16 protein-coding genes and 1 pseudogene are annotated in these 14419 nt (G+C 63.4%); 11 read left to right on the top strand and 6 right to left on the bottom strand.

The annotated features are described in order from the left end of the window. Positions 1-9: 9 nt before the first annotated feature. Together V7R84_RS03020 and V7R84_RS03015 are read left to right on the top strand one after the other, a co-directional pair. Positions 10-591, top strand: coding sequence for a helix-turn-helix domain-containing protein (locus V7R84_RS03020; protein ID WP_338571893.1), 582 nt, complete (start codon positions 10-12; stop codon positions 589-591). Positions 592-633: 42 nt separating this feature from the next. After that, positions 634-1530, top strand: coding sequence for an alpha/beta hydrolase (locus V7R84_RS03015; protein ID WP_338571891.1), 897 nt, complete (start codon positions 634-636; stop codon positions 1528-1530). A 7-nt stretch (positions 1531-1537) separates the two neighbouring features. Here the strand turns inward: V7R84_RS03015 and V7R84_RS03010 are convergent, their stop codons facing one another. From V7R84_RS03010 to V7R84_RS02990, 5 genes are read right to left on the bottom strand one after another with little or no spacing between them, the layout of a single operon-like run. Beyond that, positions 1538-1891, bottom strand: a complete 354-nt coding sequence (locus tag V7R84_RS03010) for a cupin domain-containing protein (RefSeq protein ID WP_338571888.1) — start codon at positions 1889-1891, stop codon at positions 1538-1540. Between the two features lie 15 nt (positions 1892-1906). Further along, entirely contained in the window at positions 1907-2710 is an 804-nt protein-coding gene (locus V7R84_RS03005) for a class I SAM-dependent methyltransferase (RefSeq protein WP_338571886.1), read from the bottom strand. Continuing rightward, positions 2707-3951, bottom strand: coding sequence for an MFS transporter (locus V7R84_RS03000; protein ID WP_338571884.1), 1245 nt, complete (start codon positions 3949-3951; stop codon positions 2707-2709). The genes V7R84_RS03005 and V7R84_RS03000 overlap by 4 nt, the downstream gene beginning before the upstream one ends. Then, complete coding sequence (locus V7R84_RS02995; RefSeq protein WP_338571882.1) at positions 3948-4085, bottom strand: hypothetical protein; 138 nt, start codon at positions 4083-4085, stop codon at positions 3948-3950. Before V7R84_RS02995 ends, V7R84_RS03000 begins: the two co-directional genes overlap by 4 nt. A 60-nt stretch (positions 4086-4145) precedes the next feature. Further along, complete coding sequence (locus tag V7R84_RS02990) at positions 4146-4295, bottom strand: ArsR family transcriptional regulator (RefSeq protein WP_338571880.1); 150 nt, start codon at positions 4293-4295, stop codon at positions 4146-4148. A gap of 107 nt (positions 4296-4402) precedes the next feature. Here V7R84_RS02990 and V7R84_RS02985 point away from each other — a divergent pair, with 107 nt between their 5' ends. The 7 genes and pseudogenes from V7R84_RS02985 (at position 4403) to V7R84_RS02955 (ending at position 11804) form a co-directional block, all read left to right on the top strand. Further along, positions 4403-5518 (top strand): metallophosphoesterase family protein, encoded by a 1116-nt coding sequence (locus V7R84_RS02985; RefSeq protein WP_338571877.1) that lies wholly within the window; start codon positions 4403-4405, stop codon positions 5516-5518. Further along, complete coding sequence (locus V7R84_RS02980) at positions 5515-8094, top strand: ATP-binding protein (RefSeq protein WP_338571875.1); 2580 nt, start codon at positions 5515-5517, stop codon at positions 8092-8094. Before V7R84_RS02985 ends, V7R84_RS02980 begins: the two co-directional genes overlap by 4 nt. A gap of 30 nt (positions 8095-8124) precedes the next feature. After that, positions 8125-8874, top strand: a complete 750-nt coding sequence (locus V7R84_RS02975) for an ABC transporter permease (RefSeq protein WP_338571874.1) — start codon at positions 8125-8127, stop codon at positions 8872-8874. Positions 8875-8955: 81 nt separating this feature from the next. Continuing rightward, positions 8956-9585, top strand: a complete 630-nt coding sequence (locus tag V7R84_RS02970; protein WP_338571872.1) for a SprT family zinc-dependent metalloprotease — start codon at positions 8956-8958, stop codon at positions 9583-9585. 41 nt (positions 9586-9626) lie between these two features. Continuing rightward, positions 9627-10049, top strand: a pseudogene (locus V7R84_RS02965) (peptidoglycan-binding protein); the annotation flags it as partial. 6 nt (positions 10050-10055) lie between these two features. After that, positions 10056-10772: a L,D-transpeptidase family protein gene (locus V7R84_RS02960; protein WP_338573803.1), complete on the top strand. Its 717-nt coding sequence runs from the start codon at positions 10056-10058 to the stop codon at positions 10770-10772. Between the two features lie 99 nt (positions 10773-10871). Beyond that, positions 10872-11804 carry a hypothetical protein gene (locus V7R84_RS02955; protein WP_338571869.1) on the top strand — a complete coding sequence of 311 codons (933 nt, stop codon included), beginning with the start codon at positions 10872-10874 and terminating at the stop codon, positions 11802-11804. Here the strand turns inward: V7R84_RS02955 and V7R84_RS02950 are convergent. Further along, a complete protein-coding gene (locus V7R84_RS02950) occupies positions 11794-12411 on the bottom strand; it encodes a hypothetical protein (protein ID WP_338571867.1) in 618 nt (205 codons plus the stop codon). The genes V7R84_RS02955 and V7R84_RS02950 overlap by 11 nt on opposite strands. A 92-nt stretch (positions 12412-12503) precedes the next feature. On the opposite strand from V7R84_RS02950, the gene V7R84_RS02945 reads away from it, so the two are divergent. Then, on the top strand, positions 12504-13427 hold the full coding sequence (locus V7R84_RS02945) for a DUF4192 domain-containing protein (RefSeq protein ID WP_338571864.1): 924 nt from the start codon (positions 12504-12506) through the stop codon (positions 13425-13427). 20 nt (positions 13428-13447) lie between these two features. Continuing rightward, on the top strand, positions 13448-14386 hold the full coding sequence (locus V7R84_RS02940) for a carbohydrate kinase (protein ID WP_338571862.1): 939 nt from the start codon (positions 13448-13450) through the stop codon (positions 14384-14386). The last annotated feature ends 33 nt before the right edge of the window (positions 14387-14419 follow it).

Below are 14419 nucleotides of genomic sequence, written 5' to 3'. Positions count from 1 at the left end.
GGGGACGCGGTGGTAGGACTCAGACAGCGCAAGAAACAGGCCGCCATGCGGCACATCCAGCACACGGCTTTCGCTTTGTTCGAGGAGAAGGGCTTCGACAACGTCACGGTCGAACAGGTGGCCGAAGCGGCCGATGTGTCGCAGTCGAGCATCTACCGCTATTTCGGAACCAAGGAAGGGCTCGTGTTCCGGGACGAGTACGACGACGCGGTCTTCGGGACGATACTGGCGGAGCTCGAAGCCGGGGCGACGATCCTGGATGCTCTCAACAAGGGCATTGGTGGCGTTATCGAGGAACACTTCCACCACGACCGCGACATCACCCTGGCCAGGACGAAGCTGTGGGCGTCGCACGAGGGTATCCGGGTGGCTGTCGGGTTGTACCTGACGAAACTCTCGGAGAAGGCGGTTGAGGCCGTCGTGACGGGAGGGCGTTACGACGAGATGGAGGCGCGATTCATAGTGGCGGCGCTGGTGAACGGGATGCTGTCCGCCGTCTTGAGCTGGCAGCAGGGTGGGGCATCGAGTTCTTTGGAGGAATACATGAACCGTGGCTTGTCCGCCCTAGCTCGGGTGTTCCGGGAGAACTGAGGGGTGCCCCAGGGTCTTGAGGAAGAGGCATAGGGTCGCATCATGACCTTTTATAGAGGTGCTGACGGGACCGAACTGTGGTTCGATGAGATCGGCCCGGCCGATGCTGAGCCGGCGATCGTGCTAGCCGGTGGGCCCGCCCGCCATCCCGCCTACCTGTGCGACCTGGCTGGGCTCTGTGGGAGCAACCGGCTGGTCCTGCCGCACCTGCGGGGAGTGGGGAAATCTCCCGTCACGCAGGAGCCTGGACGCGCCACCTGGGTGGGGCAGGCCGAGGATATCGCCCTGCTCGATCAGGCGCTCGGGGGCGGACCCAAACTGGTGCTGGCTCACTCGGCGGGGGCCCGGATCGCCGTTCGGTACCTTCAGCAGAATCCCTCGCGGGTCAAGGGCCTCGTGCTGATCACCCCGGCCGTTGACTGGCTGGTTCGCGCCGTCTCCGACAGGCAGGAAATCGCGGAGCGGCGCATGAAAGAAGAGGCCTTCCGTGACGCGTGGCGGGTCGTCACCGGCCCCAGGACCTACCGTGACGAACCGACGTTCAATCAGTGGCAACGGGCGATCGCCCCGGCGGGGTACGCCCACTGGGGGGAGACGGAGCAGGCCCACTCGAAGGTAGGGGAATGCCGACTGGAGGTGGCCCTGGCCTATCTGGGGGCCGAGCCCCCTGGCGATCTGCTCGACCGGCTCGGCCAGATCGAGGTTCCCGTCCTGAGCATCGCAGGGAGCGAGGACGCCTTGGTCGGCTGCTCACCGGTGCGTGCGTTGTCCGATGTTTGTGCCCGAGGTGAGTTCGTGGCGATCGATGACTGTGGGCACTATCCGTGGGTCGAACAGCCCGCGGCGTTCATCTCGGTGATCTCGGGTTTCACTGATTCGCTCCTGTTCTGGTCTCCCGATGAGACACCGGGGGACCAACAGGACCAAGCGCTCTTCTGACTGGAGGTCACTTCTCCTTCTTGTCGCCCTTCTCGTTGGGGTCAAGCATCAGCAGCAGCATCTTGCTGGGTTCCAGGGCGAGGACGGCGTGGGGGAGGCGAGTGCCGAAGTGCAGGATATCCCCGGGGACGAGCTCGACGCTCTGCCCATCGGCGTCAATGCGTAGCCGGCCCTCGAGGACCTGGACCACGGCGGGCATCGCGGCGGTGTGTTCGCTCAGGGCCTGATCCTTGTCGAAGGAGAACAGCACCACGCGGCAGGTCTCCGCTTTCATGATGGTGCGGGAAACGGTGGCGTCCTCGTTGATCTCGATCATGGGGGCCATGCCGTGGACGTAGCTCAGGGTGGGATTGGCGGTCATGTTTTCCTTTCGGGTTCAGGAGGGTTTGCGGGCCACCAGCGCGACCCCGCGCATTGATGATTCATATGTGGTGAAGGTCCGCCGCATGGACATGACCCTGCGACGTAGGTCGGGCTGGACGATCAGGTTTTTCGCTATGCGCAACACCCCGGTGACTCCCTCGTCCGCGAAGTTGCGGCCCAGTTTCAACAGGGACATTGGGGCGGTGCTGGTCCATTCGACGACCAATCCGTGGACGGTCAGCAACTCGCTCCACTGCGCCAGGGTCATGGGCCTGGCGTTGACGTGGATGGATCTGGCAAGCGCCTTTGAGATCTCCGATCCGATGTCCGGGTCGATGTCGTCCGGTGTCAATCCCAGCTCGTGGATTGCATAAATGCCGCCGGGCCGCAGGAGCCGGGCCGCCTCGGTGACGATCTCCGCCTTTCCGCGCGGGCTCTGCATTGTGAGCATGGCTTCGCCGATCACTGCGTCCGCGCAGGCGTCGTCGAGTCCAGTTTTCGCGGCATCTCCCTGGAGACAGGAACCGCCCGATGACTTCACCACCTCGTTGACGCGCGCCGCTGCCGTTGCGTCGCCGTCAACTCCTGTGTAGGAGCTAGGAGCCGCCGAGAGGATTTCCTTCGCGGTGCGTCCGAGGCCGGGGGCCAACTCGATCACGTCCTTGTCACCAAGGGAGCAGCGTCCGAGCATGGCGCGGGTCAGCCCCAATCCCCCGGGCCGTAGTACTCGTTTGCCCGCGCGAGCCAGCACCCAGTGTCCCGGAGCCGTTTCGGTTGGCCGATGTGCGAAGGGAAGTGATTCAGGAACTGTACTCACTTGCGCAAGGTTAGCATTGCCAAAAGTGACCCCTCGGGTGGCCTGGAGCGGGCCAGTGGCCAGGAGGTAACGGTCGCTGCGGCAGCTATGACAGCCAGCAGGAGCGAGGTTGCGGGTAGGGACAACCATGTGCCCAGCCAGCCTGCCGTCGGATAGGCAACCAGATAGCAGGCGTGACTCAGGGAGAACTGCGCCGCAAACACGGCTGGCTGGTCCTTCGCTTCGGCCGAACGGCGGAGCAGGCGTGATGAAGGTGTCGCAATCAGTGACGTGGCGGCCCCCAGGAGGAGCCAGATGAGCCCCAGGGCCAGCCAGTGGACTGACCCCGACGGCATGTAGATGGTTGCGGCAGCTAGTGCCAGGGCTGTGGGAAGCAGAACGGCCCCGCTCCTCATCGCGGAAAGGTCCGGAAGCCTTGTCAGGACCCGGGGAAGGACAAGTGCCACCAGCATCGACCCGGCGCCGTAGGCGGCCAGCAACCACGCCACCCCGGAGTCGTCACCACCCAGCCGGGTCTTCACCAGCACGGCGGTGTTGACCAGAACCATCGCCGTGCCGCAGGCAACCACCAGGTTGAGCACCAGCAGGGCCCGCAGATCCGGTGTGCGCAGGAAGATGCGAACCCCGCGGGTCAGTCGGTCCCGGAAGGGGGACTGGGCATCGGGCACCGGGGCGGGCGGGCGTGCCCAGAGCACCAGCGCGATCGAGGCCAGAAAACCGAACACGGTGCCCGCGAACAGGTTGTGGTAGCTCATCACGGTCAGCAGGACGGCCGCCAGGGCGGGGGAGAGCAGCGACTCCAGATCGTAGGCCAGCCGCGACAACGACAACGCCGCCGTGTACTCGTCCTCATCTGGCAGGACCTGCGGGATGACGGCCTGGAAGGTGGGCGTGAAGGTGGCGGAGGCGGCCTGCAGGCCGAAGATCAGCAGATAGATTTGCCAGGGTTCTGTGGCGAACGGCAGGACCAGCGCCATGGTCGCGCGCACCGCATCGGAGCCGACCAGCACCGTGGTCCGGGGCAACCGGTTCACCAGGGCGGACATCACCGGCGAGATCGTCACGAATGCGATGATGCGGATCGTCAGGGCGGTGCCCATGACGATTCCGGCCTCGTTCCCCGCGACATCGACGGCCAGCAGGCCGAGGGCCACCGTCAGCAGTCCCGTCCCGACCAGGGCCAGTACCTGCGCGGCGAACAACCGGGCATAGGCGCGGTTGCGCAGCGCGGCCAGCATCATGCCCTCCCGTGGTGCGCCGGATGCTCGTCGACGGCGTGTTCGGCCTGGAACAGGGCGTCGGCCACCAACTGGCGGGCATGCTCGTTGGTGAGGCTGTAGAAGATACGCTGCCCCTCCTGGCGGCTGGCGACCATGCGGGTCAGCCGCAGCTTGGCGAGATGCTGGGAAACGGCGGTGGGCGTCTTGTCGACGGCCTAGGCGATTTGCCCGACGGAGAGCTCACGGTCCTGCAGTGCCAGGATGATGCGCACCCTCGTCGGCTCGGCCAGCATCGAGAAGACCGCCACGGCGAGGTCAATGTGCTCCGGGGTGGGCGAATCGATGACAGGCTTATCTGCATGCATGCGCAGATAATTGCATACGTGGATATCTGGGTCAAGAGTGCGACCAGGCTTCAAGAGCGCCCAACGGTGGCGGCTGATATACCTGAGATGCGACGAAGGGAGAACCGATGAGGTTCATCGCAACCGCTGACTGGCAACTGGGAATGACCGCCCATTTCCTGGATGACGAAGCTCGCGCACGTTTTCACCAGGCTCGGCTTGATACCGTGGCCGAGATCGGTCGGATCGCCGCGCAGCGTGATGCTGGTTTCGTGGTGGTCGGTGGTGACGTGTTCGAATCGAACCAACTTGACCGTTCGATTCTCCTCCGGGCTTTCGAAGCTCTACGCGCCTGTCCGGTACCGGTGCTATTGGTCCCGGGCAACCACGACCCCCTGGACGCGTCCTCCATCTATCGGTCGCGGGCTTTCGAGGATCGGTGCCCCTCTCATGTCGTCGTCGCGAGGAGCTCGGAGCCCTTCGAACTGGTGCCCGGGGTCGAGGTGGTGGCAGCCCCCTGGTTCTCGAAACGCCCAGAGGTTGATCTCGTGGCGGCAGCCTGCGCCGGCCTTGAACCTCCTGCCGAGGGTATGACCCGGATCCTGGTGGGACACGGCGCGGTGGTCGATCTCAACCCGGACCGGGAATCGCTGGCCACCATCGATGATGTGGCCCTGGCAGCACGGATCCGCGAGGGTCTGATTCACTTCGCGGTCCTGGGGGACAGGCACTCCCTCACCGAAGTGGCCCCCGGGATCTGGTACCCGGGCACTCCAGAGGTGACCGCCCGCCGCGAGACCGCCCCCGGCAACGTCCTGCTCGTGGAGATCTCCGGTGCTTCCCCGCGGGTGGAGGTGATCCGGACTGGTCGCTGGAGCTTCACCGTGCTGGAGGAAGACCTCTCCTCCAGCGTTGACGTGAACCGGCTGATCGCTCGCCTGCAGGGACTGCCCAACAAGGAATGTACCGCGGTCTGGCTGAAACTGCGAGGCACCCTGTCGGTCAGGGAATCCGCGCGACTCGATGCGGAACTCACCGAATTGGGGCCCCTGTTCGCCAGGCTTGACACGTGGAAACGCCACACCGATCTCGTGGTTCTCCCCGACGATCACGACTTCGCGGATCTGGGACTGACCGGCTTCGCCTCTGATGCCTTGCAGGAGCTGGTCGGGCTGGGCGCCGAAAGCACCACCGCGAGGGACGCCCTGTCCCTGCTCTACCGGTTTTCAGGAGAACTGGCATGAGGATTCACCGGATCACCCTGCGCAACTACCGCGGCACCACGGAACGCGCCCTGGAGTTCTTCGACGGGGTCACCGTGATCGAGGGTCGAAACGAAGTGGGAAAGTCCACCCTCGTCGAAGCGCTGCGACACCTTCGCATCCACAAGGCCACCACGCTCCGGAAGGAGGTGCGTGACACCCAGCCGGTGGGGCGGGATGTCGGCCCCGAGGTGGAGGTGGAGCTTAGCACCGGTGAATACCGCCTCACCTACTACAAGCAGTGGCTCAGAGGGAAGAGGACCGAGCTGAACATCACGGCCCCGAACCCCGAGAGGCTGAGCGGGGATGATGCGCACGAGCGCTTCCTCCAGGTCGTCGCGGAGACCACGGATGAGGGGCTTTTCGAGGCTTTAGAGGTGCTGCAGGGCAACTCCTTGGGACAGGCCAGCCTGGCCCGGCTGCCCGCGCTCCGCAGGGCACTGGACGGCGCCGGCCCCTCGACCGGGGAATACGATGCCCTCCTGGAGGCCGTCGAGAAGGAATACCTGCGGTACTTCACGCAGACGGGAAAACCGACCGGGGATCTGGCCCGTGGGCAGAAGGAATTGGAGGCCCTGGCCGAAGAGGTGCGCGCCCTTGAGAAGGTGAGTCGGGAGATCGACTCCTTGACCGAGAGGCACGGAGAGGCCGTTGCCGCCCGCGACGCCAAGGGAAAACGCCTTGAACAGGCGCGGGAACAGGAGGCGGAACTTGTCGAGTCGAGCAGGGCCCTTGACGAACTCCGCCAGCGCGCGGATCGGGCAGCCAAACAGATCGCGGAGGCCACCGCGGCCAGGGAAACCGCGGAGCGGCTGGCCCGTGACCGGGAGGACGCCAAGGCGCTGATGGGAGAACTCGACGCCACTTTGGCGGAGACCTTGACTGGGGTCGAGCAGGCACGACAACGTGCGAGTCACGCCCAGGACACCCTGGTGGCCCGCGCCGAGGAGGCCCGGAACGCGGAGGAGGAGGAAGGAGCCCTCCGGGCCCAAGTGCGTGAGATCGACAACCGTATTCGGCAGGCCCGTGACGTGGCGGAGCTCGAGGCTCTGAAGGAGCGACTGGAACGCCTCGCAGAAGCAGAACGGCGGCTGCATGATGCGGTGGCGGTGCTGAACGCCAACACCGTCGACGAGGATGCCTGCCGCATGTTGGAGAAAGTCGAGGTCACCGCGCGGATCGCCCGGGAGACCTGGGAGACCAGGGCTGCCCGGGTCGCCATCGAGGTGGCGGACAAGACCCTCCTGGACGGAGAAACCCTCGAACCCGGAACCCACGGTCCGATCCCGGTCAAGGCCCCGGTCGTCGTCGAGGTCCCCGGCTACATGAGGATCACGGTTTCTCCCGGTGACGGGACCGACGACGTGGGACGCAGGGCCCGCGAGGCTGAGGACGCTCTGACCGAGGCGTTGGTCAGCCACGGCATCCCGGATGTCGCCGCGGCCTGGGCAATGGCGGAGGAACACAACCAGGCCCGGAAGGAACGGGAAGCCGCCAACGAGACCATTCGGCTGATCCTCGGGGACGAGAACGAAGCCGAGCTGCGGGCCCGTGTCGAGGCGCTGGACGAATCCGTGGGGGACCTGGCCGCTGGGGAACTGGCGGGTGTGGAGGAGGAACGCTCCGGGATCGCCGCGGCCGTCGAGGCGGCCGCGGTCCGGACCGCGGGCGCGCGCGTGGCGCTGGAATCCGCACGGGCCACCCAGCAGCAGGCGCGGGAGGACCTGATCCGCGAGGAGGCCGAGCTGCGCCACCTCGAGGCCCGCGGGGATGACGCCTCGACCAGGCTCGAGGCAGCTCGGGCCGATACCCCGGACGAAAAGATAGGGGAGGCCGTGACCGAGGCCACCGCCGCCCTCGAGAAGTGCGTCATCGAAAAGGACGCCGTGGACAAGGAACTGGAGTTCGCTGATGCAGCCGGCCTGGATTCCCGCCTCGGGAATGCCCGCGCGGTGGTGACCCGGTTGACGAAGGAGAGCGGGGACCTGGATGAGGAACTGACCAAGCTCTCCACGCTGCTCGACGACCGGCTCGCCGGGGGTACCTACGACAGGCTGTCCGAGGCCCGTGCCCGGCTGGAACAGGCGGAGGCGCGTCAGGCCTCCCGGCAGCGCGCGGCTGATGCGGTGAGCCTGCTCAGAAAGACGCTGAACCGTCACCGTGCCGAGGCTCAGTTGCGCTACGTCGCCCCGTTCCGGGAACGCATCGAGGCCCTGGGGCGGCTCGTCTTCGGTCCGGATTTGGCGGTCGAGGTGACACCGGAACTGAACATCGCCTCCCGCACCCTGGCCGGCGAGACGGTGCCCTTCCAGTCGTTGTCCAGTGGGGCCCGCGAGCAGCTCTCCCTGCTCGGCCGGTTGGCCTGCGCGCAGCTCGTCCAACCCGGTGAGGGAGTGCCCCTGATCATCGATGACGCCCTCGGGTTCGCCGATCCTGATCGCCTGACGCGTCTGGGAGCGGTCCTCAACCGTGTCGGGGGCAGCGTCCAGACGATCATCCTCACCTGCCAGCCAGAACGTTTTGACCAGATCGGAGACGCACACGTGATACGCCTCTGACACTACGGCAAGCGGCGATACAGTCCGGATGTGAGTGTGTGGGACTGGCTGCGGTTCGGCGGTGGAATTCTGGCACTCGTCGCCACGTCGATTCTTCTGCTGCGGCTGCACGGGGTGGCGTTGCGATGGTTGCCTTTCACGGCGGTTCTACGAGCGGCAATGCAGTTGGCAGCAATTTCTGTGCTGCTGAGCGGCGTCAACCAGTGGCCCTGGCTGGTGCTGGGGTTCATTGCGTTGATGCTCTCCACCGCATCCTGGACAGGAGCCTCCAGAGCAGAGGTGCTGCCCGGCGGCAGGCGCAATGCCGTGATCTCTGTCGTCGTGGGAGGAACGTCCTCCTTGTTCCTGACTCTCCTGGTCGGGTTGATCTCACCTACGCCCCAACATGTGGTGGCCATTGCCGGCAGCGTCATTGGCAACTCCATGAACATAGTCACCCTGACTTCGCGCAGGATCTGGGCTGCTCTCGATGCCCACCGTGGAGAGGTGGAAGGTTGGCTGGCTCTGGGGGCGACCCCGTCCCAGGCAACCACCTGGCTCCGGCGTAATGCGGTGAGGGAATCCCTGCTTCCGAACCTCGACCAGACTCGCAACACAGGCCTGGTTACCCTGCCCGGGGCCTTCATCGGCGCGCTGTTCGGAGGCACCAACCCCGTCGGGGCCGCTATGTTCCAGCTGACCATGCTCTCCGCAATCCTCGTCAGTGCAGTGGTGACGGGGACGTTGTTCTCCGCTCTGAGCGGACGCAGCCCTGTGTTGCCTGCTCCTCAGGATTCCTGATAACGGAAATGAGTTTCATATATGGTGGAACACTGTCAGCTCCAAGTGGATGATCTTGCGGTGTCGGTAACCTGGAAACGGATGAAAAATATCCGTCTGCGGATCATTCCGCCTGGGGGAAATGTGGTGGTTTCGGCCCCGCTCGGCGTTCCGTCGGGACGGATAAGTCGGTTCATCCGGGAACAGCGGCCCTGGATAGATCGGAAGCGCGAGCAGCTGCGAGAAACGGCCCTTGAGGCCGACCGGCTCGAGGACGGGGGGAGGGTCAGATTGTGGGGCAGATGGTACGACGTGGAGTGCGGGCGAGGAGACCGGGCTCGCGCCTGGGTTGCCGGCCATCGGCTGATAATTACGGGGGCGGGTGAAGTAGCCAGGGAACGAGCCATCGCCATGTTCCGACGCAGTGAAATGGAACGCGTTTCCCGGCCACTGTTCGACTCGTGGGTGCCGGTCATGGGGGTGCCGCAACCAGCCCTGATCCGATATCGCGCTATGCGTACCAGATGGGGTTCGTGCAATCACCGGACCAGGGCGATCACTCTCAATACGGCCTTAGTGAGGCTTCCCGTAGCCGCTCTCGAGTACGTGGTCGTGCATGAGCTGGCTCACCTGAAACATGCCGGCCACGGCAAGGAATTCTGGTCTTTGGTGGCGGCAGCCATCCCAGATCATCTTGAACGGAGAAGGCATCTCAACACCTACACGATGTGAGTCTCATGCTGTACGATGATTTCCGTTAGCAAAGGTGGAACGTGAGTCCAAAGTCAAACAGGAGCCCGGTGGTGAAACGTTTTGCAGTCGTCCCTGTGATTTCGCTTCTATTTCTCTCAGGATGTACTCAGGAAGTTCCTGCAAGCACCAGTCCGAGCGACTCTCCGGGTGAAGTTGCAAGTAGCCCTGTCGTTCCCAGTTCGGCGGAGCCGACTTCTGCATCGGTCGAGCCCAGTGAATCCCCCAGTTCCACGCCGCAGCCGACGCCATCCACAACGGCATCCGTAGCAGCCCTGCTCTCTCCAGGGGAGAGCGGTGACAAGGTTCGGGAACTTCAGCACCGGCTCCTCCAGATTGGGTGGTTCGAGGGGCAAATTTCTGGAAACTTCGACGACAAGACCAAGCTTGCTGTAGAAGGTTTTCAGGCCAAGCGTGGTCTTCCGGTTCTCGGTTTCGTGGATCAGGTGACGATGGACAACCTGACCTCGATGACCCGGAAACCCACCGAGGAGGAGATGAACAACGCTCTGAAGCCCGGCCCAGCCTTGATGGCGAAAGGTGACAAGGGGGACAACGTCAAGGATCCCCAGGCCCGGCTGAAACAGATCGGTTGGTATGCTCCGGACGTCAACGGTGAATATGACGATGCCACGGTCGAGTCCGTGAAGGGTTTTCAGGGCAAACGACAGCTTCCTGTAACAGGCGAGGTGGATCAGCGCACGCTGGATCGGCTCAATTCCATGACCCGCAAACCTAGCTCAAACGAGCTGGACAACGTCAAACCCACTCAGAAACCTGAGGAAAACGGGATGACGCTTGATGACCGCTGCCTCCAAGGGCGGGTGCTGTGTATCTCCAAGGCGCAGCGAAAGCTTGCTTGGGTGATCGATGGCCAGGTCCAGGTGACGCTCGCTGTGCGGTTCGGCTCGGACGAGACCCCCACTCGTAACGGGGTCTTCTCTGTCGGTTGGAAGTCTCGTGACCACGTCTCGACGATTTACCACACTCCCATGCCCTATGCCATGTTCTTCTCGGGAGGGCAGGCCGTTCACTACTCCGCTGACTTCGCCCAGAACGGCTACAACGGTGCATCCCACGGTTGTGTCAACGTGCGTGACAAGGGTGCCATCGCTTCTCTGTTCGACCAAGTGAGTGCTGGGGATAAGGTCGTGGTTTACGCGGACTGAGAGTCCCGGGGGATACCAGCCCCAGGTCTGATGGTTCGGGAGGAATCACCCACTAGGGTGTCCCTTGCAGTTCTTGTCAACTAGTGAAAGGTGACGCGCGTGGGCATTCCCCTTGCCATCACGTTGCAGGTGATCTCCTCCTTCCTGTTCGCCAGTGGAGCTACTCTGCAGCACCTCGGTGTGAAGTCCACGTTCGACCCAAACGCCACGGCATCCTCCAACCGTCTCACCCTGATGGGGATGCTGAAACTGCTTCTCATTCCCAAGTGGCTGCTTGGCCTGCTCTGTGTTTTTGCCGGAGCTGGTCTGCACTTGTGGGCGTTGACCATGGCTCCTGTTGCGGTCGTTCAGCCGGTCGGAATTCTGGCGGTTCCGTGGTCAGTGGTCCTTGCCTCCCGTATCCATGGCCATCGGATCTCCTATCAGGTATGGCGGGCTGTCCTGGTGACCGTGGTCGGAGTGGTCGGGTTCACTGTGTTCTCGTCGCTGTTCGCGAATGGGAAGAAGCAGTTTGGTTTCATGCCGATCACGTGGTCCTTCGTGGCGGTTTGCGTGATCTGCGCAGCGCTCTCTTTCTTCGCGGCCAAGAAGACCGCTCCCTGGGCCAAGGCCGTGATGTGGTCATCAGTCGGAGCAATTTTCTACGGCTTGGCGTCCGGCATGATGAAGGCCGCCATGAACATGGTTCAGTCCGGGGAATTCCACCTGCTCCACCCCACGACCCTCGCAGTCATTGGATACATGCTCGCCTGCTACGGTCTCGGGGCCTGGATGATCCAGCAGGGTTACGCATCTGGTCCCGCGGAGATCACGGTGGGGACCATGACTACGGTGGATCCTTTTGTCGCTGTCCTGTTCGGGTTGCTTGTCCTTGGTGAAGGAGCTGGAATGGGGATAGGCCCTGCAGCCGGCATGGTCATCTCTGGTGCGGTGGCGGTATACGGGGTGGTGATGCTTTCCAAGGACCACCCCGAGGCGGTGGAGGAACGCGAGAAGGCGGCCAAGGCGTCCGACATGATTGTCAAGGAGTGACCTTCAACGCAGCCAGACCCCGACCGTTCCCGTTCTCAGTTGAGAGAACGATGGTGCTCATCTCTTTCGGCGCAGCGAACTCGAGGGCGATTTCCGTGGGCTGTCCGGATCGGACACGCATGGATGGGGAGTTTGTCGGTTGGTAACTTTTCATGGTCTTGCTTGACAGCAGATAGATGTCAAAGGACGCCGAGCCCTCTTTCAAGGTGATGCGAACCTGCACCTTGACGGTGTTGTCGCTGGTCCAGGCGGAGGAGAGGAGTTCGAAAGTTCCCCCGCCATTTGCTTCGAAGGGTGCTTTGCTCTCTTCGGCTCCCAGTGAGGACATGCCCGCGGATGGCGCTACATTGCTGGGGACTCCAGCGGTCTCACCTTGGCTTGATCCGAGGGACTGCAGGCCCAACAGAACGGCAGCGACCACGGCGAGGGCCAGGACCCCGATCAGTATGCTGCGCGCTGCCCCGCCCCGCGGCTGCTGGTAGGCCTCGATCTGTGTGGGCGTGTTCAGGGTGTTGGATGTGGGGGTGCCAAAGGGCACCCGTGGATCCCGTCCCTGTCGGGCGGGAGGAATCTGCTGAGGAGCGTTCTGCCACTGTGGAAGGTTCATGGTGGCTCACACCATACCGGCCTGCTTGTCAACAATCGTGACGGTTCGAGTGAAAATGGAGAATCTGGAGCGCAACACCCCATGACGGTGGTGTGAACACTTTTGGAACCACCCTGCACAGCTCCACCGACGAGGATCTCCTCTGCGTTCCCGGGATTTGTCTCGGTTTCCACCCGACAGAGTCCTGCGTAGTGCTGGGGATATCTGAGAATCATGTGGAATTCTGTGCGCGCGCAGACCTGGGCTGGCTTGACGAGGGCGGAGCCGCTCTGGTCGAGCAGGTTGAGGCCGCGGCGCGGACCTTAGAGTCCAGCAGTTTTGTGGTCTGTGGATACACGGAGAACCCGGGCGAACACAGTGAGCGATTGGTGCGTTTTGCCTCCGAGATCAAGGGCGCAGTGACTGATGTGCTCGTGGCCGCATCGGATCGTTACTGGATTGCCACGCCTTCGGGGCTGACGCCTCCCGAGGGTTTCGCATGGGATCCTGCCGCGACGGCTCTCTCCGCTGAGGCTGTCTATCTGGGGATCCAAATAGCCCGGAGCCGGGCGGAAGTGATCGCCGAGGTGCGTCCCTCTGGGGATCCCGCAGAGGTGGAGTTCCTTACGGAATCAGCCCTTGAGTATGTTGCTGAGCTTAGTCAAAGACAGCGCAGAGAACTCATGGAGAGATTGCTGACTGGTGGGGAGCCACTGCTCCCTGTCGAGGGGGCGCAGCTGGCGGTTCTGGTGGGTGATCCCGGGCTGGCTGGGGATGTGGTGGCTCGTCTTGATCGGGACAGTGCGGCCAAACTACGTCCCAGGATCGCTTACGCCAGACGCATGTGCAGCGAAGCGCGGGCTTCTGAGGTGCTCGCGATGCTGTCTCTGATCTGCTGGTACGACAATCAGGGAGCACAGCAGACGGAGTGCTTGGAGCAGTTGGAGAAGCTTGCCCCGCAGCACCGGCTCCTGCCGCTGTTGCAGGGGTTGAGGGCTCTGGCCATCAAACCCTCAGCTCCCTTCCCGTCGTTCTGAAGGGCTACTAGAGTAAGTACATGCGTTTCGTTGTGTGCGGAGAGGCTCTCATCGACCTGCTGCCGGGAGAGCAAGTGTCCTCGGCCGAGACACGCTGGTCGGCACTGTGTGGTGGCGGCCCGATGAACACGGCTCTTGGGCTTGCGAGGCTCGGGGAGGACAGCCACTTTCTGGGGCGGCTGGGAGGTGATGCTTTCGGTCGTCAGCTTGAACGCTATCTCCAGGACAACGGTGTCGCGACTGATGTGGCGATCAAGACGGAGGAACCCACATCTGTAGCGGTCGTTTCACTCGACGCTGAGGGCAGGGCAACATACACCTTCCACTTCCAGGACACCTCGAATTTCGGCTGGCGGGCAGGCGAGTTCCCCGAGCTGAGGGAGAATGACTGGCTGCACTTCGGATCTATCGGAACCATCTCCGGGCCAGGCGCGCGGGCCGTCCTGAACTTTGTGCGTTCTACCCCTGCGTCGCTGAGCTACGACATCAACGTACGCCCGAGCGTGCTGTCTGATCGCGTGGAGTATTTCCAGCGTGTTGAACAGCTGATTGCTGCTGTAGGGGCCAGTGGCGGAATCGTCAAAGCCAGTGACGAAGACATCTGCTGGCTCGTGGACGATCCAGACCCGCTGCCCTACGCCGAGGCATGGTGCATTGAGTACGGTCTTGCGCTGTGCATCGTCACGCTCGGTCCCGATGGGGCTGTGGCCATCAAACCTGATGGACGGCAGGTCCGTGTTCCTGGCCATGCCGTTGAGCTGGTCGACACTGTGGGGGCCGGGGACACTTTCATGGCGGGTTTCCTCGCTTCGTACGCGAAGCGACCGGATGATGTGGAAAGAGCGCTCCGTTGGGGAGCGGGGGCATCTGCGCTGGTCTGTTCCAGGCAGGGGGCGAATCCCCCGACACGGGCTGAGCTGGAGAGGTTCCTGTCCGTACCCAGGAAAAAGATTGGTTAGGGAAACCTAAATTTTGCCTCTCGGGTGTGTCTG

Origin of the sequence: Arachnia propionica (genome assembly GCF_037055325.1) — a bacterium.
Lineage (GTDB): Bacteria > Actinomycetota > Actinomycetes > Propionibacteriales > Propionibacteriaceae > Arachnia.
Note: the sequence above shows the minus strand (reverse complement) of the source record. Positions and strands in the feature narration are given on the sequence as shown.

Bases quoted from the DNA above. Each gene is read 5' to 3' on its own strand.
- V7R84_RS03015 (WP_338571891.1), top strand. From the start codon at position 634: ATGACCTTTTATAGAGGTGCTGACGGGACCGAACTGTGGTTCGATGAG.
- V7R84_RS02940 (WP_338571862.1), top strand. From the start codon at position 13,448: ATGCGTTTCGTTGTGTGCGGAGAGGCTCTCATCGACCTGCTGCCGGGA.
- V7R84_RS02950 (WP_338571867.1), bottom strand. From the start codon at position 12,411: ATGAACCTTCCACAGTGGCAGAACGCTCCTCAGCAGATTCCTCCCGCC.
- V7R84_RS02990 (WP_338571880.1), bottom strand. From the start codon at position 4,295: ATGCATGCAGATAAGCCTGTCATCGATTCGCCCACCCCGGAGCACATT.
- V7R84_RS02980 (WP_338571875.1), top strand. From the start codon at position 5,515: ATGAGGATTCACCGGATCACCCTGCGCAACTACCGCGGCACCACGGAA.
- V7R84_RS02985 (WP_338571877.1), top strand. From the start codon at position 4,403: ATGAGGTTCATCGCAACCGCTGACTGGCAACTGGGAATGACCGCCCAT.
- V7R84_RS02960 (WP_338573803.1), top strand. From the start codon at position 10,056: ATGGACAACCTGACCTCGATGACCCGGAAACCCACCGAGGAGGAGATG.
- V7R84_RS03000 (WP_338571884.1), bottom strand. From the start codon at position 3,951: ATGATGCTGGCCGCGCTGCGCAACCGCGCCTATGCCCGGTTGTTCGCC.
- V7R84_RS03010 (WP_338571888.1), bottom strand. From the start codon at position 1,891: ATGACCGCCAATCCCACCCTGAGCTACGTCCACGGCATGGCCCCCATG.
- V7R84_RS02995 (WP_338571882.1), bottom strand. From the start codon at position 4,085: ATGGTCGCCAGCCGCCAGGAGGGGCAGCGTATCTTCTACAGCCTCACC.
- V7R84_RS02970 (WP_338571872.1), top strand. From the start codon at position 8,956: ATGAAAAATATCCGTCTGCGGATCATTCCGCCTGGGGGAAATGTGGTG.